This window comes from Pseudomonas sp. RW409 (genome assembly GCF_003184125.1).
GTDB classification, from domain to species: domain Bacteria; phylum Pseudomonadota; class Gammaproteobacteria; order Pseudomonadales; family Pseudomonadaceae; genus Aquipseudomonas; species Aquipseudomonas chlororaphis_I.
This window is the reverse complement of sequence record NZ_QHHP01000042.1, coordinates 561,966-581,398: the sequence shown is the minus strand read 5'-3', so window position 1 is coordinate 581,398 and position 19,433 is coordinate 561,966. Positions and strand designations below refer to the sequence as shown.

Annotated in this window: 13 protein-coding genes and 4 tRNA genes; 3 read left to right on the top strand and 14 right to left on the bottom strand. The window is 63.1% G+C overall.

Translation table 11 applies throughout. The features are described 5' to 3' along the window. Window positions 1-8: 8 nt before the first annotated feature. Entirely contained in the window at window positions 9-1,427 is a 1,419-nt protein-coding gene (gene leuC / locus DK261_RS29595) for a 3-isopropylmalate dehydratase large subunit (RefSeq protein ID WP_009043027.1), read from the bottom strand. 145 nt (window positions 1,428-1,572) lie between these two features. Between leuC and DK261_RS29590 the strand changes: the two genes are divergently transcribed. From DK261_RS29590 to DK261_RS29580, 3 genes are all read left to right on the top strand, one after another. After that, window positions 1,573-2,463, top strand: a complete 891-nt coding sequence (locus DK261_RS29590) for a LysR family transcriptional regulator (protein WP_009048097.1) — start codon at window positions 1,573-1,575, stop codon at window positions 2,461-2,463. Window positions 2,464-2,544: 81 nt separating this feature from the next. After that, a complete protein-coding gene (locus DK261_RS29585; RefSeq protein ID WP_110177242.1) occupies window positions 2,545-5,823 on the top strand; it encodes an EAL domain-containing protein in 3,279 nt (1,092 codons plus the stop codon). Between the two features lie 108 nt (window positions 5,824-5,931). After that, entirely contained in the window at window positions 5,932-7,623 is a 1,692-nt protein-coding gene (locus tag DK261_RS29580) for a molecular chaperone HscC (RefSeq protein WP_110177240.1), read from the top strand. On the opposite strand, the gene DK261_RS29575 is transcribed toward DK261_RS29580, so the two are convergent. From DK261_RS29575 to uvrB, 13 genes are all read right to left on the bottom strand, one after another. After that, on the bottom strand, window positions 7,620-10,304 hold the full coding sequence (locus DK261_RS29575; protein ID WP_110177239.1) for a DUF805 domain-containing protein: 2,685 nt from the start codon (window positions 10,302-10,304) through the stop codon (window positions 7,620-7,622). The two genes, DK261_RS29580 and DK261_RS29575, sit on opposite strands and share 4 nt — an antisense overlap. After that, the gene (locus DK261_RS29570) at window positions 10,301-10,999 is read right to left on the bottom strand and encodes a DUF1266 domain-containing protein (RefSeq protein WP_016704918.1); all 699 of its coding nucleotides are present in this window, start codon (window positions 10,997-10,999) and stop codon (window positions 10,301-10,303) included. The genes DK261_RS29575 and DK261_RS29570 overlap by 4 nt, the downstream gene beginning before the upstream one ends. A gap of 185 nt (window positions 11,000-11,184) precedes the next feature. After that, the gene (locus DK261_RS29565; protein ID WP_007922004.1) at window positions 11,185-11,631 is read right to left on the bottom strand and encodes an Hsp20 family protein; all 447 of its coding nucleotides are present in this window, start codon (window positions 11,629-11,631) and stop codon (window positions 11,185-11,187) included. Between the two features lie 121 nt (window positions 11,632-11,752). After that, window positions 11,753-12,712: a tRNA-dihydrouridine synthase gene (locus DK261_RS29560; protein ID WP_009048092.1), complete on the bottom strand. Its 960-nt coding sequence runs from the start codon at window positions 12,710-12,712 to the stop codon at window positions 11,753-11,755. 118 nt (window positions 12,713-12,830) lie between these two features. Next, the gene (locus DK261_RS29555) at window positions 12,831-13,268 is read right to left on the bottom strand and encodes a thioesterase family protein (RefSeq protein WP_016704920.1); all 438 of its coding nucleotides are present in this window, start codon (window positions 13,266-13,268) and stop codon (window positions 12,831-12,833) included. Between the two features lie 48 nt (window positions 13,269-13,316). Further along, a complete protein-coding gene (locus DK261_RS29550; RefSeq protein WP_053268598.1) occupies window positions 13,317-14,150 on the bottom strand; it encodes an alpha/beta fold hydrolase in 834 nt (277 codons plus the stop codon). 29 nt (window positions 14,151-14,179) lie between these two features. Next, complete coding sequence (locus DK261_RS29545) at window positions 14,180-14,719, bottom strand: TetR/AcrR family transcriptional regulator (protein WP_009048089.1); 540 nt, start codon at window positions 14,717-14,719, stop codon at window positions 14,180-14,182. A gap of 182 nt (window positions 14,720-14,901) precedes the next feature. Beyond that, a tRNA-Glu gene (locus tag DK261_RS29540) sits at window positions 14,902-14,977 on the bottom strand. 79 nt (window positions 14,978-15,056) lie between these two features. Continuing rightward, window positions 15,057-15,132: transfer RNA gene (locus DK261_RS29535), tRNA-Ala, on the bottom strand. Between the two features lie 53 nt (window positions 15,133-15,185). After that, window positions 15,186-15,261, bottom strand: a tRNA-Glu gene (locus DK261_RS29530). Between the two features lie 78 nt (window positions 15,262-15,339). Then, window positions 15,340-15,415 (bottom strand) — tRNA-Ala (locus DK261_RS29525). Between the two features lie 237 nt (window positions 15,416-15,652). Next, window positions 15,653-17,134: a glutamate--tRNA ligase gene (gene gltX, locus DK261_RS29520; RefSeq protein ID WP_007922014.1), complete on the bottom strand. Its 1,482-nt coding sequence runs from the start codon at window positions 17,132-17,134 to the stop codon at window positions 15,653-15,655. A gap of 240 nt (window positions 17,135-17,374) precedes the next feature. Next, window positions 17,375-19,390: an excinuclease ABC subunit UvrB gene (uvrB, locus tag DK261_RS29515; RefSeq protein ID WP_007923725.1), complete on the bottom strand. Its 2,016-nt coding sequence runs from the start codon at window positions 19,388-19,390 to the stop codon at window positions 17,375-17,377. Window positions 19,391-19,433 lie beyond the last annotated feature (43 nt).

Genomic DNA, 19,433 nt, shown 5'->3' with positions numbered 1-19,433 from the left:
TGCGCTCCTTAGATCAATTCACGGACGTCGACGAAACGACCGTTGACGGCGGCGGCCGCGGCCATGGCTGGGCTGACCAGGTGAGTACGCCCACCGGCGCCCTGCCGACCTTCGAAGTTGCGGTTCGAGGTCGAGGCGCAATGCTCGCCGGACTCCAAACGGTCCGGGTTCATCGCCAGGCACATCGAGCAGCCCGGCTCGCGCCATTCGAAGCCAGCTTCGAGGAAGATCTTGTCCAGGCCTTCCGACTCCGCCTGGGCCTTCACCAGACCCGAACCCGGGACCACGATGGCCTGCTTGATGGTCGAGGCCACCTTGCGGCCCTTGGCGATGACGGCCGCGGCACGCAGGTCTTCGATCCGCGAGTTGGTGCAGGAACCGATGAATACCCGGTCCAGCTGAATGTCAGTAATCGCCTGGTTGGCGGTCAAGCCCATGTATTTCAAGGCACGGACGATGGAGTCGCGCTTGACCAGGTCCATTTCCTTGGCCGGGTCCGGCACGTTCTGATCGACGGCCAGCACCATCTCGGGCGAAGTGCCCCAGCTGACTTGCGGCTTGATCTGCGCGGCATCCAGCTCGACCACGGTGTCGAACTTGGCGTCGGCGTCGGACACCAGGTCTTTCCAGGCCTCGACGGCGAGGTCCCATTCCGCGCCCTTGGGGGCGAACGGACGACCCTTGACGTATTCCACGGTCTTTTCGTCCGCCGCCACCAGGCCCACGCGGGCGCCGGCTTCGATGGACATGTTGCAGATGGTCATGCGGCCTTCGACGGACAGGTCGCGAATCGCGCTGCCGGCGAACTCGATGGCATGGCCGTTACCGCCGGCCGTGCCGATCTTGCCGATCACGGCCAGGACGATGTCCTTGGCGGTCACGCCAAATGGCAACTTGCCCTCGACCCGCACCAGCATGTTTTTCATTTTCTTGGCGACCAGGCACTGGGTGGCGAGCACGTGCTCGACCTCGGAGGTGCCGATACCGTGGGCCAGGGCGCCAAAGGCACCGTGGGTCGAGGTGTGGGAGTCGCCGCAGACCACGGTCATGCCGGGCAAGGTCGCGCCCTGCTCCGGGCCGATGACGTGAACGATGCCCTGGCGCACGTCGTTCATCTTGAATTCGACGATGCCGTATTCGTCACAGTTGTCGTCGAGGGTCTGAACCTGCAAACGCGAGACCTGGTCGGCGATGGCGCTGATGCCGCCCTTGCGCTCCGGCGTGGTCGGTACGTTGTGGTCCGGGGTCGCGATGTTGGCATCGATGCGCCAAGGCTTGCGCCCGGCCAGACGCAGGCCTTCGAAGGCTTGCGGCGAAGTCACTTCGTGGATGATGTGACGATCGATATAGATCAGCGCCGAGCCATCGTCGCGCTGCTTGACCAAATGCGAATCCCAGAGCTTGTCGTAGAGCGTTTTGCCGGCCATCAGACGGTTCCTCATCATTTTCTATGCCGCGGGTCTCTGACACCGGTCAATAACCCCTTGGCTTGTGAGGCTGATGCTATGGCGTTACATTAAATAACTCAAATTCATATTTTTTATACTTTGGATAACCAACTGGAATGCGACCATGGACCTGGCCAACCTCAATGCCTTTATCGCGATTGCCGAAACCGGCAGCTTCTCCGGAGCCGGCGAACGCCTGCACCTGACCCAGCCAGCCATCAGCAAGCGCATCGCCGGCCTTGAGCAACAACTCAATGTGCGGCTGTTCGATCGCCTGGGCCGCGAAGTGGGCCTGACCGAGGCCGGACGCGCCCTGCTGCCGCGGGCCTATCAGATCCTCAACGTACTGGACGACACCCGCCGGGCGCTGACTAACCTGACCGGCGAAGTCACCGGTCGCCTGACCCTGGCGACCAGCCACCATATCGGCCTGCACCGCCTGCCGCCCCTGCTGCGCGCCTTTACCCGGCGTTACCCGGAAGTGGCCCTGGACATCCAGTTTCTCGACTCGGAAGTGGCCTACGAAGAGATCCTCCACGGTCGCGCCGAACTGGCGGTGATCACCCTGGCCCCCGAGCCCCATGCGCTGGTCAAGGCCACGCCGGTGTGGAACGACCCGCTGGACTTCGTCGCCGCCCCCGAGCATCCGCTGGTGAGCAACGGCACGGTCAGCCTGGCCGATGTTGCCCTGCATCCGGCGGTATTTCCCGGTGGCAACACCTTTACCCACCATATTGTCCAGCGCCTGTTCGAGGCCCAGGGCCTGACCCCGAACATCGCCATGAGCACTAACTACCTGGAAACCATCAAGATGATGGTGTCCATCGGCCTGGCCTGGAGCGTCTTGCCCCGCACCATGCTCGATGAGCAGGTGGCGCGCATTCCTTTACCGGGCATACAGCTCACTCGCCAGCTAGGCTATATCCTGCATACCGAACGGACGCTGTCGAATGCTGCGCGGGCTTTCATGGCCTTACTGGATGCACAAGTCGATTGGCCAGGGACCAAGGCGTAAGCGTCCCGGCATGACTTATGCCACCTCCTTGATTGCCTGAACCCGCGCCTAACGCTCTTATCAGCCCAAGGCCCGCTGCTCATGCCCAAACCCGCTGACCGTCTACCGCCCATGCCGCGCATTCACGCGCTCGACCCCAAGCAGTCGGAGCAAAGCTGGGAGAGCGCCCCGCAACTGCTCGCCGCACTCAATGGCGCACGACTGGGCGCCTGGTACTGGGACATCGAAAGCGGGCAAATCAGCTGGTCGCGGGGCACCCAGGCGCTGTTTGGCTTCGATCCGCGCCAGCCGCTGCCCAAAGACCTGGAATACCTCGACCTGCTGCCCGAGGAAGATCGCGCCAAAACCATTCGCGCCTTCCATTCGGTACTGGCCGGCGCGCCGCTGGAGCAGGCGATGCATCACCGCATCCGCTGGCCCGACGGCAGCCTGCACTGGCTGGAAATCAATGGCAGCGTGCTGCCGGACAAGCACGGCAAGCCGCGGATGATCGGGGTGATTCGCGAAATCACCCACCAACGCCAGCGGGAACAGGCCCTCAGCAGCTCGGAAAAACGCTTTGCCACGCTGTTTCACCTGTGCCCGAACATGGTGCTGCTGACCCGCCTGGAAGATGGCCTGATCAGCGAGGCCAACCAGTACTTCGAAATCCTCTTCGGCTGGCCGCTGCAGCACGTCATCGGCCGCACCACCCTCGAACTGGGCCTGTGGGTCGACCCGGAACAACGCGCGCAAATGGTCAAGGCGGTGCAGAAGCGCGGCCAGGCCGCCACCCTCGAGGTGCAACTGCGCGCCAGCAACGGGCAGATTCACGATGGCATCCTCAGCGCCCAGAAAGTCGAGCTGGAAGGCCAGGCCTACCTGCTCAGCACCTTCCTCGACACCAGCGAACGCAAGCGCGCCGAACAGGCCCTCAAGGACAGCCAGGAGCGCCTCGACCTGGCGCTGGACTCGGCCCAGCTCGGCACCTGGGACTGGCACATTCCCAGCGGCATGCTCTACGGCTCGGCCCGCGCCGCACAGCTGCATGGCCTGGAACCGATGCCGTTCCACGAGTCGTTCGATGCGTTTTTCGAGGGCGTGCCCGACGAAGAGCGCAACAGCATGCGCGATGCCTACCGCAGCCTGCGCGAAGGCCCGGCCGGCAATTATCAGTTGACCTACCGCGTACAGCTGGCCGATGGCTCGTCACGCTTTCTGGAAAGCCGTGCCCGCCTCTACCGCGATGAGCAAGGCAACCCGCTGCGCATGGCCGGGACCTTGCTGGACATCACCGAACAGGTCGAGCGCGAGCAACGCCTGGTGACATCCGAGGAGAAGTTCGCCAGCCTGTTCCAGGTCAGCCCAGACCCGATCTGCGTCACGCTCCAGGAAACCGGGCAGTTCATCGAAATCAACTCCAGCTTCACCCAGACCTTCGGCTGGACCGTCGACGAAGTGCTCAACCGCAGCGCCGACGAAATCGGTCTCTGGGACGATTCCGCGCAGCGCCTGCAACGGGTCGAGCAGGTGATCCGCGAACAGGCGCTGAACAACGTCGCGGTGCTGGTCCGGCACAAGGACGGGCAACCCCTGACCTGCATCATTTCCAGCCGGCAGATCACCGTCGACAAACAACCCTGCATTGTCACCACGCTGCGCGACATCACCCAGCAACAACGCTCCGAGGCCGCGCTCAAGGCCAGCGAAGAGAAGTTCGCCAAGGCGTTCCACTCCAGCCCCGACGCCATCACCATCACCGAGCGCGACACCGGGCGCTACCTGGAGGTCAACGACGGCTTCTGCCGGCTGACCGGTTACCGCGCCGAGGAAGTGATCGGCCGCACCGTGTATCAGGTCGGCATCTGGGCCGAGGAAAAACAGCGTTCGATCCTGCTTGCCGAGCTACAGCTCAAAGGTCGGGTCAATCACCTGGAAATGCTCGGCCGCAACAAGCGCGGAGAGATCCTGACGGTCGAGGTCTCGGTCGAGCCCATCACCCTCAACGAAACCGCCTGCCTGCTGCTCACCGCGCGGGATGTCAGCCTGCTGAAAAATGCCCAGGCGCAGATTCGCCACCTGGCCTACCACGACCCGCTGACCAACCTGCCCAACCGCGCGCTACTGATGGATCGCCTGAGCCAGCAGATCGCCCTGCTCAAGCGCCACAACCTGCGCGGCGCCCTGCTGTTTCTCGACCTGGACCATTTCAAGCACATCAACGACTCCCTCGGCCATCCGGTGGGCGACACCGTGCTGAAGATCGTCACCGCTCGGCTCGAGGCCAGCGTGCGCATGGAAGACACGGTGGCGCGCCTGGGCGGCGACGAGTTCGTGGTCCTGCTCAGCGGCCTGGAGGGCAGCCGCAGCGAAGTCAGCGAGCAGGTACGGGAGCTGGCCGATACCCTGCGCGAACTGCTGTCCGAGCCGATGTTCCTCGACGGCCAGCGCCTGCAGGTGACCCCGAGCATAGGCGTGGCCCTGATTCCCGACCACGGCTCGACCCCCACCGACCTGCTCAAGCGCGCCGATATCGCGCTGTACCGGGCCAAGGACTCCGGGCGCAACACCACCCAGATGTTCCACAACACCATGCAGAAAGCCGCCAGCGAGCGCCTGCGCATGGAAACCGACCTGCGCCTGGCGCTGTCCCGGGGCGAGTTCAGCCTGCACTTCCAGCCCCAGGTCGACGCCCGCGACAACCGCATCGTCGGCGCCGAAGCCCTGGTGCGCTGGCACCACCCCGAACTGGGGGCGCAATCGCCCGCCGAGTTCATCAAGGTCCTGGAAGACAGCGGCCTGATCCTCGAGGTCGGCACCTGGATTCTCGACGAAGCCTGCCAGGCCTTCAGCCAGCTGATCGCCGAAGGCCTGGTGGACCCGCTCGATTTCAGCCTGTGCGTGAACATCAGCCCGCGGCAGTTCCGCCAGAACGACTTCGTCGAGCGCATAGAGCGCAGCCTGAGCCAATACCAACTGCCGTCTTCGCTGCTGAAGCTGGAAATCACCGAAGGCATCGTGATCCAGAACCTGGAAGACACCATCAGCAAGATGCGGCGCCTGAAAAAACTCGGCGTGAGTTTCGCCATGGACGACTTCGGCACCGGTTATTCGTCGCTGACCTACCTCAAGCGCTTGCCGGTGGATGCGCTGAAGATCGACCAGTCCTTCGTCCGCGATGCGACCCACGACCCCAACGACGCGGAGATCGTTCGCGCCATCGTCGCCATGGCCCGCAGCCTGGACTTGAATGTGATCGCCGAAGGCGTGGAAACCGCGGAGCAGCTCGAGTTCCTGCAAGGCCTGGGCTGCCATCTGTATCAGGGTTACCTGCACAGCCGACCGCTGCCGCTGGAGGGCTTGAAAGCCCTGCTGGCCTGAACGGACGACGACACAATCACCAGCCTGACAGATCAACGGGACAGCAATTGCCAGTGTCTGGCGCAACCTGTAGGGTCGCGTTTTTTGTGACGCCCCACGAGATCGATCATGCAGGATGCAACCCTCCCCCGCCCGGCTTTGCTGGGCATTGACCTTGGCACCACCAACAGCCTGATCGCCGTATGGCAGGACGGCCGCGCCCAGCTGATCCCCAACGCCCTCGGCGATGTCCTCACCCCGTCGGTGGTCAGCCTCGATGAAGACGACAGCATCCTGGTGGGCAAAGCCGCGCGAGCCCGCCTGACGACCCACCCGGAACGCACGGTGGCCGCCTTCAAGCGCTTCATGGGCAGCGACAAGCGCCTCGAACTGGGTGGCCGGCCGTTCAGCCCGGAAGAACTCTCGGCGCTGGTGATCGGCTCGCTCAAACAGGATGCCGAAGCCTTTCTCGGCCATCCGGTGCAGGAAGCGGTGATTTCGGTGCCGGCCTACTTCAGCGACGAACAACGCAAGCGCACTCTATTCGCCGCCGAACTGGCGGGCCTGACGGTGTCGCGGCTGATCAACGAACCGACCGCGGCCGCCATGGCCTACGGGCTGCATGAACAGAAGTTCGAACGCACGCTGATCTTCGACCTGGGCGGCGGCACCTTCGATGTCACGGTGCTGGAATACGCACTGCCGCTGATTGAAGTGCACGCCTCCACGGGCGACAACTTCCTGGGCGGCGAAGACTTTACCGAGGCCTTGTTGCAGGCCTGCCTCAAGGACTGGCAACTCACCCCGGCGCAGATCGACGCGCAGGGCATGGCCAGCCTGGGTGACGCCCTGGAGCAGCTCAAGTGCAAACTCGCCGACGGCACTCAGTCACTCAGTTGGCGTCATGGGGACCGGTCATATGAATGGACCCTGGACGAAGCGCTGGCGCTGAAGATCTGGGAGCCGCTGCTGGCCCGCTTGCGAGCACCCATCGAGCAGGCCCTGCGCGACGCCCGCCTCAAGCCCCGCGACCTCGACAGCCTGGTGCTGGTGGGCGGCGCCACCCGGATGCCGACGGTGCAGCAAATGGTCGCCACACTCTTTGGGCGCCTGCCTTACCGCCACCTCGATCCGGATACGATTGTCGCGCTGGGCGCCGCCACCCAGGCCGCCTGCAAGGCCCGGGACGGGGCCATCGAAGAACTGATCCTGACCGACGTCTGCCCCTACACCCTGGGGATTTCGACCAGTCGCGGCGAACAGGTCAGTGGAGCCTTTTCGCCGATCATCGAACGCAATACGGTGATCCCGACGTCACGGGTGCAGCAGTTCTACACCACGCACCCGCACCAGGCGTTTATCCGCATTGCGGTGTATCAGGGCGAGCGGCCCTGGGTGCGGGACAATATTTTCATTGATTCCTTCGACGTGCCCCTGACGCCCAGCGAACAGATCCAGTCCCTGGACGTACGTTTCAGCTATGACATCAATGGCCTGCTCGAAGTCGACGTCACCCTGCTGGCCAGCGGCGAACGCCATAGCCACAGCATCGACCGCAGCCCCACCGGGCTCGATGCGCAATCCCGGCAGGCCAGCCATGAGCGACTGACCGCGCTGAAAATCCACCCTCGCGACGCCCTGCCCAACCGTACCCTGCTGGCCCGCCTGGAGCGGGCGTGGATGCAAAGCCTGGGCGACGAGCGCGAGCGCATCGCCGACTGGCTGGACACCTTCACCGCCGTGCTCGGTGGCCAGCAACCGGCGGAGATTGCCAGCCATCGAACCCAGCTGAACAAGGCGCTGGATCAACTACGTCTCTAGCCGTCGAGCCGCCGCAAGCAGGCCTGCAAACCGCCAGGCAGTGCGTCTTCACCAGCGCTGTCCGGCGGTACGCCATAGCGGTTGGGCAGTTTGTCGCCAGGGAAGGCAAACAGGGTCAGCGCCAGGAATGGAAAGAACACCGACAGACCGCCCAGCACCAGCAAGGTCGGGATGCCACGGCCTATGTCATGCAGACGACGCAGAATCGCCCCGAGCAAAAACACAGTGCCCAGCAACGACACAACGATCGCGGACAGCGATGTGCCGCTGAATAACGCGGCCAGCGGCGTGACCAGCAAGGCGCCCAGTACCTGCCAGAAGAACGCTCCACGCCCCAGCCGTGTGCCCAGACGCCAGAAAGCCGTGGCCGGCGTCGGACGGCTGTCGCCCTTGGCCAGCAACAGACGCTCGCTCCAGGACAGCAGCGCGCTGAAGGTAAACCGCAGGCCAAGCCCGTGCTCCGGGTTGTCTTTGGCCCGCTGCATGCGCAGCAGCACTTTCTGCCGAGGTACACCGGCACTGCCATAACGCACCAGCCCCTTGAGCACATCGAGCGCCAGGTAAAAGGCCTCGCTGTCGATCCCTTCGTCTTCGGCCAGCGTCTGATGCGGCGGCCGTGGCGGCTCGCCCTTGATCAAGCCGTGGCGAAAGCCGTCGAACCAGTCCTGGGGGTTGGTGATTTCGGTAATCCGGTCGAGCAGGTATCGACGCTGCTGCGCATCGATCACCGGGTCGTGATACAGCACGCCACTCAAGAGCATGCGCCCGAGCAAATCGTCCGCGAAGGCCGGCAGGTCACCGCGCAGGCATGCAAACAGGCGCTCATTGCTCAACAACCGCGCACTGTCGAGCGCTTCCTGGACGCCAAGCAACTGCCGGTCGAGCAAGGCATGCAGCGGATCGTCCAATTGCAGCCAGCCGAGCAAAGCGCTCAGGTCGCCCTGTTCGCGCTGCAACTGGGCAAGCTGCGGCTGCAGCCGGCTGAGCGGATGGGACGGATTGAGCGCCAGACGCGCCAGACACTGCGAGTCGATCAATTGCCACCAGCGTTCCGGCTGCTCCAGCAATGCCATCAGGAACAGCGTATGGGCGTACCAGTGCCAGAGCGCCTCGCCCGTCCCTGGTGGCGGCAACACGACGCCGCGCTGGCTCAGTTGCAGCAGCAGGTTCAGTTCCGACAGATCGCTTGCCGCATCGGTATCGCTCAATTCGAAAGACTCGGCGATACGCTCCAGGGCGGCATGACCGTAAGGGCGCAATCGGCGCAGCCACAAACGGCAGATCTGGTGCGGCTCACCGGTTGTCAGCGCATCGGCCAGTTGCACCGAAGCAGCCCCCTCATCGATGAAGGTCTTCATCGCCAACGGAATCGGCGCCTGGTTCAACCAGCGCAAGTGCTGCCCGGCCTGGTCCTTGAACCCGCTCAGCACCAGGGCTTCGAGGGCATCCAGCGGCTGCGGCTCATCCAGCACCTGTTGCAACAGCTCTGCTGCGCCACGGTGCAAGGCCCAGGCATGCCGGTACAGGCGCAACAACCGGGTATCGGCATTCTGGCCAAGCAACTGCGCCAGCAAGGGCAACTCGTCACCGCTCATCCGCCAATCGATAAAGGCCTGCGCCAACCCCTGCAGCTCGAGCCGGCCAACACCGAGCCAGCGGATCAGCGTCTCGGGACGTTGTGAAGGGCTGCCATATTCCTGGGTGACGTGGGCGAGATCGGTGGACCAGTCGCTGAAGTTCTCCAGACGATCAAAGGCCTGAATCAGCAGCGGCAAAAAGTCCGGCTGACGTTTGGCGCACAGCGCCAGCAATTGGCTCTCGGCCTTGGGATGACGATGCTCCTGCCAAAGCCGGACCCAGCAAGGCAATGCCTGATCGTCCAGCCCCAGCAGGCTGTTCTGGCACGCCAACAGGTAAAGCCAGTCCACATCATCCGGCGCTTCGCGCTGCTGCTCGATGCACAACTGCAGCAGCCCCTGGCCACCGATGCCAGCCTGGGTGAATTGCACCAGCAGGCGCTTGATGAACACTGCATCGTTCGGTAACGGCAGGCAGGTGTGTTGGCTGGCGAAGCCTTCGTACTCGTGGAGCGGTCGCCGGTCGAAGATGAAGTCGAGGCTGCGCGCGAACCACAGGCTTTCGGTCTGCGCCGGTTCCGACCAGTTCCCCATCAGCGCCGTATCGAATGGGTCCGGGGCCTTGATCCGGTTCAGATAGTCCTCGACATGGCGGGCCTGATCGAAACCCAGTTCCAGCAACTGATGCTCCCAGCCCATGCGCCGGGCCAGCAGGCCCGCGCAACGGTAGGAAAGCGGCCCGGCGTTGGCCGTCCGCTGGAACAACTCCCAGCGCAAGTCATCGAGCAGGCCGAGCGGCAGTTGATCCAGCGCCTTGATAAAAGCCTGCCAGGCATCGGGATCGAAGCGGCGAGCCGGATCATTCAGCAGCGCATCAAAATCGAGGATGGCTTGCGCAGGCGCAGGCTCGCTCTCCTGCGACGCCTCAAGCTCCTGCTCGTTGTCACGCACCAGCCGCAGAGCACTTTCGTAGGCCTGGCGCAGCGCCTGGAACCCTTCCGGATCGGTCTCCGGGTGATGCTCCGGCAGACGGGCCCGATAGGCATTGCGAATCAGCGTTTCATCGGTGGTAGGGTCGATGCCCAGCTTTATCCAGCAACTCATGACCAGTCGAACTCCTCTAGCGACGCCGGACGCTGCGGCAAGTCGAGATCCAGGTGCCAAGGCAAGTCCGCCAGACAATCCGCCATGTTTTCAGCGAGCCCGCGGGCAATCATCTGGCTGAGGGGGTTCTCCCCCTGTCGATCCAGCTCGTAAGCCAGTTCGTCATCGCTATTGCCCTGGCAACCCCAGAACGCGCGGCCAACGAGGAATCCATTGAAATAAGCGAACCAACTGCCGTAGTGGTATTGCGCCCTGACCGCCAGCCGGCCGTGCAACCACAGGCTCTCGGCCAGATCGATCCACTGGTTGCGCACACCGCAACGCAAGAGAAACCCCATGCGCCCGTAATCCCAGGCCAGGATCCCACCCGGGCCACAAGCACCAAAGGTACGGCTGGCGAACTGGTGCAGGATGCGTTCACGGGGTTCGAGCGTCTCGAGCAAGGCCTGCCATTCGCTCGGCAGACAACGCTGCCAGGCGCGATACGCGTCGTCGAGGTGGGTGGCATGACCGTTGTCAGTCATCCTTTCCAGCATGCCCAGCAACTGCCGTCGGTCACTGATGCCCCAACTGCCTTGCAGGTCGATGGAGTCCGAGCCGGGGTAGAACGCGGGGTTGTCGTATCCGGCGCGAGGGTTGAGCGCAACCATCGGCGCAGAGAGGCTCCACAGCCAGCGCTGCTGTATCTCGTCCATGAAAAAGGCTCCAGGCCGACCGGTGAGGAATGGGGGTCGGCAAAACTGCGGCGGATTGTAGAGAAAGCGCCACTACGCGGCAAAGGCGAACGACGATTTTCCCGGGCATAAAAAAGGCCCCGACTGGTCGGGGCCTTTTTCAGCGACTCAGCGCTTGATCACACGCCGGTGTGGCGGCGCAGGGATCAATGCTGCAGGGCTGGCTTCTGCGTCCCGTTGATCGGGATGCGCTTGGCTTTCGCTTCTTCCGGGATCACCCGCAACAGGTCGATGCTCAACAGACCGTTGCTCAGGCCGGCGGCCTTGATCTCGATGTGATCGGCCAGGCGGAAGGACAGCTTGAACGCACGCTGGGCGATGCCCTGGTGCAGGAAGGTGACGCCTTCGTTCGCGTCACGCTTGCCGCCACTGATGGTCAGCACGCCCTTCTCGACTTGCAGCTCCAGGTCTTCTTCCTGGAAACCGGCGGCGGCCACGACGATGCGGTACTGGTCGTCACCGTGCTTTTCGACGTTGTAGGGCGGATAGGTGCTGCCTGGCTCATTGCGCAGGGCGGTTTCGAACAGGTCGTTGAAACGGTCGAAACCCACCGAGGAACGGAACAGTGGCGCGAGGGAAAATGCAGTACTCATGGTTCAAATCTCCTGAAAACAATCAGCAAGTTTTTTTGTCTCCGCGACCCGAATTCGGCATCGCGTAACCCTTAGATAGGGACCGCCGATTGCATTTCAAGAGACTTTTTGCAGATTTTTTTCAGGCCGCCTCGGCCACTGGCAAGCCGAGCAAACGCGAGACTTGATCCGGCTCGGTTTCACGGCGCAGGACGGTAAACAGCTCCACCGCCTCGGGATAATTGCGGGTCAGCATCGCCAGCCATTGCTTCAGGCGACCCGGCGATTGGCGAGCGGTCATCTGTGCCTTGGCTTGCAACCAGAAGTCCTGGATCAGCGGCATCAGCTCGGCCCAGGTCATCTCAACGACTTCCTCGCCGGCACGTGCGGCGGCGATCTGTTTGGCCAGGTCCGGACGCGACACCAGGCCACGACCGAGCATGATGTCTTCGACGCCGCTGATTTCCCGGCAGCGGCGCCAGTCTTCGACGCTCCAGATATCGCCGTTGGCGAACACCGGCACCTTGACCACGTCCTGCACCCGTGGAATCCACTCCCAGTGCGCCGGCGGCTTGTAGCCGTCGACCTTGGTCCGCGCATGCACCACGATATGTTCCGCGCCACCTTCGGCCAACGCCGTGGCGCATACCAGCGAGCCATCCGGGCTGTCGAAGCCGAGGCGCATCTTGGCGGTCACCGGGATATGCGCCGGCACGGCACGCCGCACATGCTCGACGATCTGGTTGAGCAGCTCCGGCTCCTTGAGCAGCACCGCCCCGCCCCGGGATTTGTTGACGGTCTTGGCCGGGCAGCCGAAGTTCAGGTCGATGACTTCGGAACCGAGCTCACAGGCCAGGGCGGCGTTTTCCGCCAGGCACACCGGATCGGAACCCAGCAGTTGCACCCGCAGCGGCACGCCGGACGCGGTCCGCGCGCCATTCAACAACTCGGGGCCGAACTTGTGGAAATAGGCCGGCGTAAGCAACTGGTCGTTGACCCGGATGAACTCGGTCACGCACCAGTCGATACCACCGACCCGGGTCAGCACATCCCGCAGGATGTCATCGACCAACCCCTCCATGGGCGCCAAAGCAATTTGCATGAATCACACTCAACGTAAAACGCGATAAAAAACGTGCGGCAGTTTACTGGGTTTCGCCGGGGAGCAGGTATTTCAACGGGTGGATGGTCACCGGCGGCGATGAAGCCATGCCGAAAGCTCAGCTCGCGCCTTGCAACGCCGGCCCATAACCTTCAAGAAATTCCGCCGGCATGCGCTTGGGCTTGCCGCTGGACAGCTCGATGCAGACAAAGGTGGTCTGGGCCCGCAGCAAGGTGGTGCCGTCGCTCGGACGCACCAGCTGGAAGCGCCGCGACATCTTCAGGCGCTGGTCCCAATCGACGATCCAGGTCGCCAGTTGCAGCTCGTCGCCTTCATAGGCCGCCGCCAGGTAGTCGATCTCGTGGCGTACCACCGCCATGGCCCGATCCAGGCGGCGGTACTCGCTCAGGTCCAGGCCCAGGCGCTGGGAATGACGCCAGGCGCAACGCTCGAGCCAGGCGACATACACCGCGTTGTTGGCATGCCCCAAGCCGTCGATGTCTTCGGCACCCACCTGCAGATCGATGATAAATGGCGTTGCCAGATCCCAGCCCATTCCCCACTCCCGGTCAGATTATTCGACCGGGGCAGTGTAACGGATTGCTCAGGCGGATTGGCGCGCTTGCAGGCTGCGGCCGGCCAACAGCGTCAGCACGCCCTCGATCACACGTGGGTCGGCCAATACGCGCTGATGCCCGCCCTCCTTCAGACGCAACAAGCGGCTGTCGAACCAGGCCTCGTGGATCAGATCGGATTCCTTGACCGGGACAAAGTTGTCGTCTTCGGCATGCACGATCAACCCGGGCATATCCAACTGGTAGTGCGCGACATCCATGGCCGCGGCGCGCATGCCGACATCCTGCTCCACCTGGCGGATAAAGGCCGAGCGCGCCTTGGGCGGCAGGCGCACATAACGGGCGAAGCCGCGCAACACACCGAGTATCCGCGCCGGGGCGGCGATACTGACCAGGGTCTCGGTACGCAAGCCCAGTTGCACCGCCAGCATAGCGCTGGCGCCCCCCATGGAATGGCCGATGACCGCGCGCAGCGGCGGCAACTCCGCGGCGGCTTCGAGCATGGCCCGGGCAAACAGCATCACATTGGCCTCGTGACCGGGAGAACGTCCGTGAGCGGGACCATCCAGCGCCACGACGCTGTAACCGGCGCCCACCAGTGCATCGATCAGGCTGGCGAACTGCGTCGGGCGCCCTTCCCAGCCATGCATCAGCAGCACCGCCGGCCCCTGACCCCAACGCAATGCCGAGAGCCCGAACCGCAGGGTGATGCGCTCCGAACGCGTCAGCAGCGGCAGCTCCCAGTCGCGCGGCAGCCGCTCGCGCGGCGTCATGAATGCCAGCCGCATCTTGCTGGCGACCAGCTTTGGTGCAACCCAGCCCAAGGTGCCATTAACGCCACGAACCCAACTTAACGTGCTCATCGCTCCTCTCCTCAGGCCAGCGCCTCAGGTCATAGCACCGCCGACTTGGCAGCGCGCAGTAAACGGTCCGACAGCTCACCGGCTCCCAGCGCCCGGGCCAGGGACAAGCCACCCACCATCAGGGCCAGGTCGGCCAGGGCCTTGTCGATGTCTTCAGGCGTGGTCGCCAACTGAGCCAGCATCAGCTCGATGTGTTCATTCAGGACTCTGCGGAAATCATCCGGCAGGCGCCCCATCTCACCGACCGATGCGGGGATCGGGCAAGCCTGCTCGGTGGAATCGCGGTGTTTGCGCGACAGGTAGAACGCCGCCACCAGCGCTCGCCGCTCTTCGCCGGTCAACGACGCATCCATATCGGCGATCAGGCCCCGGCGCTGGGCCAGCAATTGACTGAACGCTTCCAGCATCAGCGCGTCCTTGCTTTCGAAATGCGCGTAGAAGCCACCGACCGTCAGGCCCGCGGCGCCCATCACTTCGCCCACGCTCGGCTCGGCCGGGCCACGTTGCACCAGCGCGGAGCTGGCGGCCTGGAGAATGCGTTCGCGGGTTTGAGCTTTTTTATCGTTCATCGTTGCCTCCGAATATTACGATCAAAATATTATTCTCATAATAAATTTTCGCAAGTCGTTAGTGTGACCGCCGGTCAGAAGAACAGTGTGGGGAGAAAGGGAGAATTGGCCAAACGCCAGACAAACAAAAGGGCCATTCAATAATTGAATGACCCTTATAAATCCCGCAGAGCGGGTAATCGTGGCGTCCCCTAGGGGACTCGAACCCCTGTTACCGCCGTGAAAGGGCGGTGTCCTAGGCCACTAGACGAAGGGGACACAAACCCTTCTATACAACTGATCAGTGCTGAGATCTGATCGATTCAAGGCCGGTGTGGCCAAACCTTGAACTGTAAATTGGTGGAGCTAGACGGGATCGAACCGTCGACCTCTTGCATGCCATGCAAGCGCTCTCCCAGCTGAGCTATAGCCCCGGATTTTTCGCCTCGCGGCGGAGCGACATCTTGCAACATCGCTTCTGTAAAACTGGCGTCCCCTAGGGGACTCGAACCCCTGTTACCGCCGTGAAAGGGCGGTGTCCTAGGCCACTAGACGAAGGGGACGCAAACCCTTCTAACAACTGATCAGTGCTGAGAACTGATCGATTCAAGGCCGGTGTGGCCAAACCTTGAACTGTAAATTGGTGGAGCTAGACGGGATCGAACCGTCGACCTCTTGCATGCCATGCAAGCGCTCTCCCAGCTGAGCTATAGCCCCTCATCGTTGATGTCATCGCTGAGGACGGGGCGAATCTTAAGGGCGTATCGGAAGGCTGTCAAATTTTTTTTCAGCTTTTTTTAAAAAAATTTGCCGGCATAACAATCACTTACCGCCCTCCCCCGTAAATCCGGGGCTTTTGCGGACCGTTGTGCCCTCCACCAACGACCGCAATTTCACTTCTTGCACAGTTTCGCGGGAGCCAGCGTGCCGGCTCCCGCGAATCAGAGTGCTGAATCAGGCGATCGCGCCCAGCAGTTTTTCCCACTCTTTGTTTTCTTTCTTCGACACGCCACCCAGCAGGTCGATGGCCTGGCGCAGGCGGAAACGGGTCAGGTCCGGCCCCAGGATTTCCATGGCATCGAGCACCGAGACCGAGCTGGCCTGACCGGTGATCGCGGCGAACATCAGCGGCATGGCATCACGCAGCTTCAGCTCCAGGGATTCGACCACGGCCTGGATGGTCGCGGTGATGCTGTCCTTTTCCCACTGACGCAGGCTTTCCAGCTTCCACAGGATCAGTTGCATCAGCTGCCGTACCTGGTCGCCCGACAGTTTCTTCGACTCGAACAGCTTGGCATCCGGGGTCACGCCACCGGCGAAGAAGAACCCGGCCAGCGGTGCGATCTGGCTGAAGGTTTCCACCCGGCCTTGCACGTGCGGCGCGATCTTCATCAGGTATTCAGGGTTCAGCGCCCAGGTCTGCACGCGGCTGGCGAACTCTTCCACCGGCAGGTCGCGCAGCCACTGGCCATTGAGCCACGACAGCTTCTCGATATCGAAGATCGGCCCGCCCAGGGAGACGCGCGACAGGTCGAAGTTGTCGACCATTTCCTGCAGCGAGAACTTCTCGCGCTCGTCCGGCATCGACCAGCCCATGCGGCCCAGGTAGTTGAGCATGGCTTCCGGCATGAAGCCCATGCGCTCGTAGAAGGTCACCGAGGTCGGGTTCTTGCGCTTGGACAGCTTGCTCTTGTCCGGGTTGCGCAGCAGCGGCATGTAGCACAGCTGCGGCTGTTCCCAGCCGAAATACTCGTAGAGCAGAATCAGCTTCGGCGCCGAAGGCAGCCATTCTTCGCCACGCAACACGTGGGTGATGCCCATCAGGTGGTCGTCGACCACGTTGGCCAGGAAGTAGGTTGGCAGGCCATCGGTCTTCATCAGCACCTGCATGTCCATGCGATCCCACGGGATCTCGACATCGCCACGCAGCATGTCCGGCACCACGCAGACGCCTTCGCTCGGCACCTTCATGCGGATCACGTGCGGTTCGCCGGCGGCCAGGCGGCGGGCGACCTCTTCCTTGGACAGCAGCAGCGCGCGGCCGTCGTAGCGTGGCGTCTCGCCACGGGCCATCTGCTCGGCGCGCATCTGGTCCAGCTCTTCGGCGGTGCAGAAGCACGGGAAGGCATGGCCCATGTCGACCAGCTGCTGGGTGTACTTCTGGTAGATCTCGCTACGCTCGCTCTGCCGGTAAGGGCCGTGCGGGCCGCCCACGTCCGGGCCTTCGCTCCAGTTGATGCCCAACCAGCGCAAGGCGTCGAAAATCTGCTGCTCGGACTCGCGGGTCGAACGCAGTTGATCGGTGTCTTCGATGCGCAGGATGAACTCACCGCCGTGCTGCTTGGCGAAGCAGTAGTTGAACAAGGCGATGTAAGCGGTACCTACGTGGGGATCCCCGGTAGGCGATGGCGCGATGCGCGTGCGGACGGTGGTCATGGCATGTCTCGGAAAGAATATGAAAAGCGAAGATCAAACAAGAGGCGAATGGTAACAGGCGATGCCGGCCCCGCTCCAGTGAGCAGGGCATTTAAGCCAGGGTCGGGGCTAATCGAAACGAATCTGTAGCCGCTGCCGCAGGCTGCGATAGGTCCGCAGGACCTCCAGCGATTTCAAGAACGCCACGGCCGTAAGGGCCGATCGCAGCCTGCGGCAGCGGCTACAGGCAGCAATTGCAGATCAGACCGTCAGCAAACGCTCGCGCAGCTTGCCGATTTCGTCGCGCATCTGCGCCGCGGCTTCGAATTCCAGGTCGCGGGCCAGTTGGTACATCTTCTCTTCGAGCTGGCGAATGCGCTTGGTGATCTCGCTGGGCGAACGCAGTTCGTTTTCGTAGCGGGCATTTTCCTCGGCGGCCTTGGCCATGCCCTTGCGCTTCTTGCTGCGCGAACCGGGCACGGTGGCGCCTTCCATGATGTCGGCGACGTCCTTGAACACGCCTTTGGGGGTGATGCCATTGGCCAGGTTGAAGGCGATCTGCTTGTCGCGACGGCGCTCGGTCTCGCCGATCGCCCGCTCCATGGAGCCGGTGATGCGGTCGGCGTAGAGAATCGCCCGGCCGTTGAGGTTACGCGCGGCACGACCGATGGTCTGGATCAACGAGCGCTCGGAACGCAGGAAACCTTCCTTGTCCGCATCGAGAATCGCCACCAGCGACACTTCCGGCATGTCCAGGCCTTCGCGCAGCAGGTTGATCCCCACCAGCACATCGAAGGTGCCCAGGCGCAGGTCGCGAATGATCTCGACCCGCTCCACGGTGTCGATGTCCGAGTGCAGATAACGCACCCGCACACCGTGATCGGCGAGGTAATCGGTCAGGTCCTCGGCCATGCGCTTGGTCAGGGTGGTCACCAGGACCCGCTCTTCCACGGCCACGCGCTTGGTGATTTCCGACAGCAGGTCATCGACCTGGGTCAGCGCCGGACGCACTTCCACCTGCGGGTCGACCAGGCCGGTGGGGCGAACCACCTGCTCGACCACCCGGCCGGCATGTTCGGCTTCATAGTTGCCCGGCGTGGCCGAGACGAAAATGGTCTGCGGGCTGACCCCCTCCCATTCGTCGAAGCGCATCGGCCGGTTGTCCAGCGCCGAGGGCAGGCGGAAGCCGTACTCCACCAGGGTTTCCTTGCGCGAACGGTCGCCTTTGTACATGGCGCCGACCTGCGGCACGCTGACGTGGGACTCGTCGATCACCAGCAAGGCGTCCGCCGGCAGGTAGTCGTACAGGGTCGGTGGCGCCGCCCCGGCCGGCCGTCCGGACAGGTAGCGCGAGTAGTTTTCGATACCGTTGCAGTAACCCAGCTCGAGGATCATCTCCAGGTCGAAACGGGTGCGCTGCTCCAGGCGCTGGGCTTCCACCAGCTTGTTGTTGCTGCGCAGGTATTCCAGGCGCTCCTGCAACTCGACCTTGATCCCCTCGATGGCATCCAGCAGGGTTTCCCGCGGCGTCACGTAGTGGCTCTTGGGATAGAAGGTGAAACGCGGCAGCTTGCGGATCACCTCGCCGGTCAGCGGGTCGAAGGCGGAGATGCTTTCCACCTCGTCATCGAACAGCTCGATGCGGATCGCTTCCAGGTCGGATTCCGCCGGGTAGATATCGATCACATCACCACGCACGCGGAAGGTGGCGCGGGCAAAATCCATGTCGTTGCGGGTGTATTGCAGGTCGGCCAGGCGGCGCAGCAAGGCGCGCTGGTCGAGCTTGTCGCCGCGATCGACGTGCAACACCATCTTCAGATAGGTTTCCGGGCTGCCCAGGCCATAGATGCAGGACACCGTGGTGACGATGATCGCGTCCTTGCGCTCCAGCAGCGCCTTGGTCGCCGACAGACGCATCTGCTCGATATGGTCGTTGATCGAGGCGTCCTTCTCGATAAAGGTGTCGGAGGACGGCACATAGGCTTCCGGCTGGTAGTAGTCGTAGTAGGAAACGAAGTACTCCACCGCGTTGTTCGGGAAGAATGCCTTGAACTCGCCGTACAGCTGCGCGGCCAGGGTCTTGTTCGGCGCCAGCACCAGGGTCGGGCGCTGCACCTGGGCGATCACGTTGGCGATGCTGAAGGTCTTGCCCGAGCCGGTCACACCGAGCAGCGTCTGGTGCGCCAACCCGGCCTCGATGCCCTCGACCATCAGGCGGATGGCTTCCGGCTGATCGCCGGCGGGCTGGAAGCGGGTGACTAGCTGGAATTCAGACATAACGTACCTCTGGGTTCACTCCAGCACGACGCCGCCGCACAGG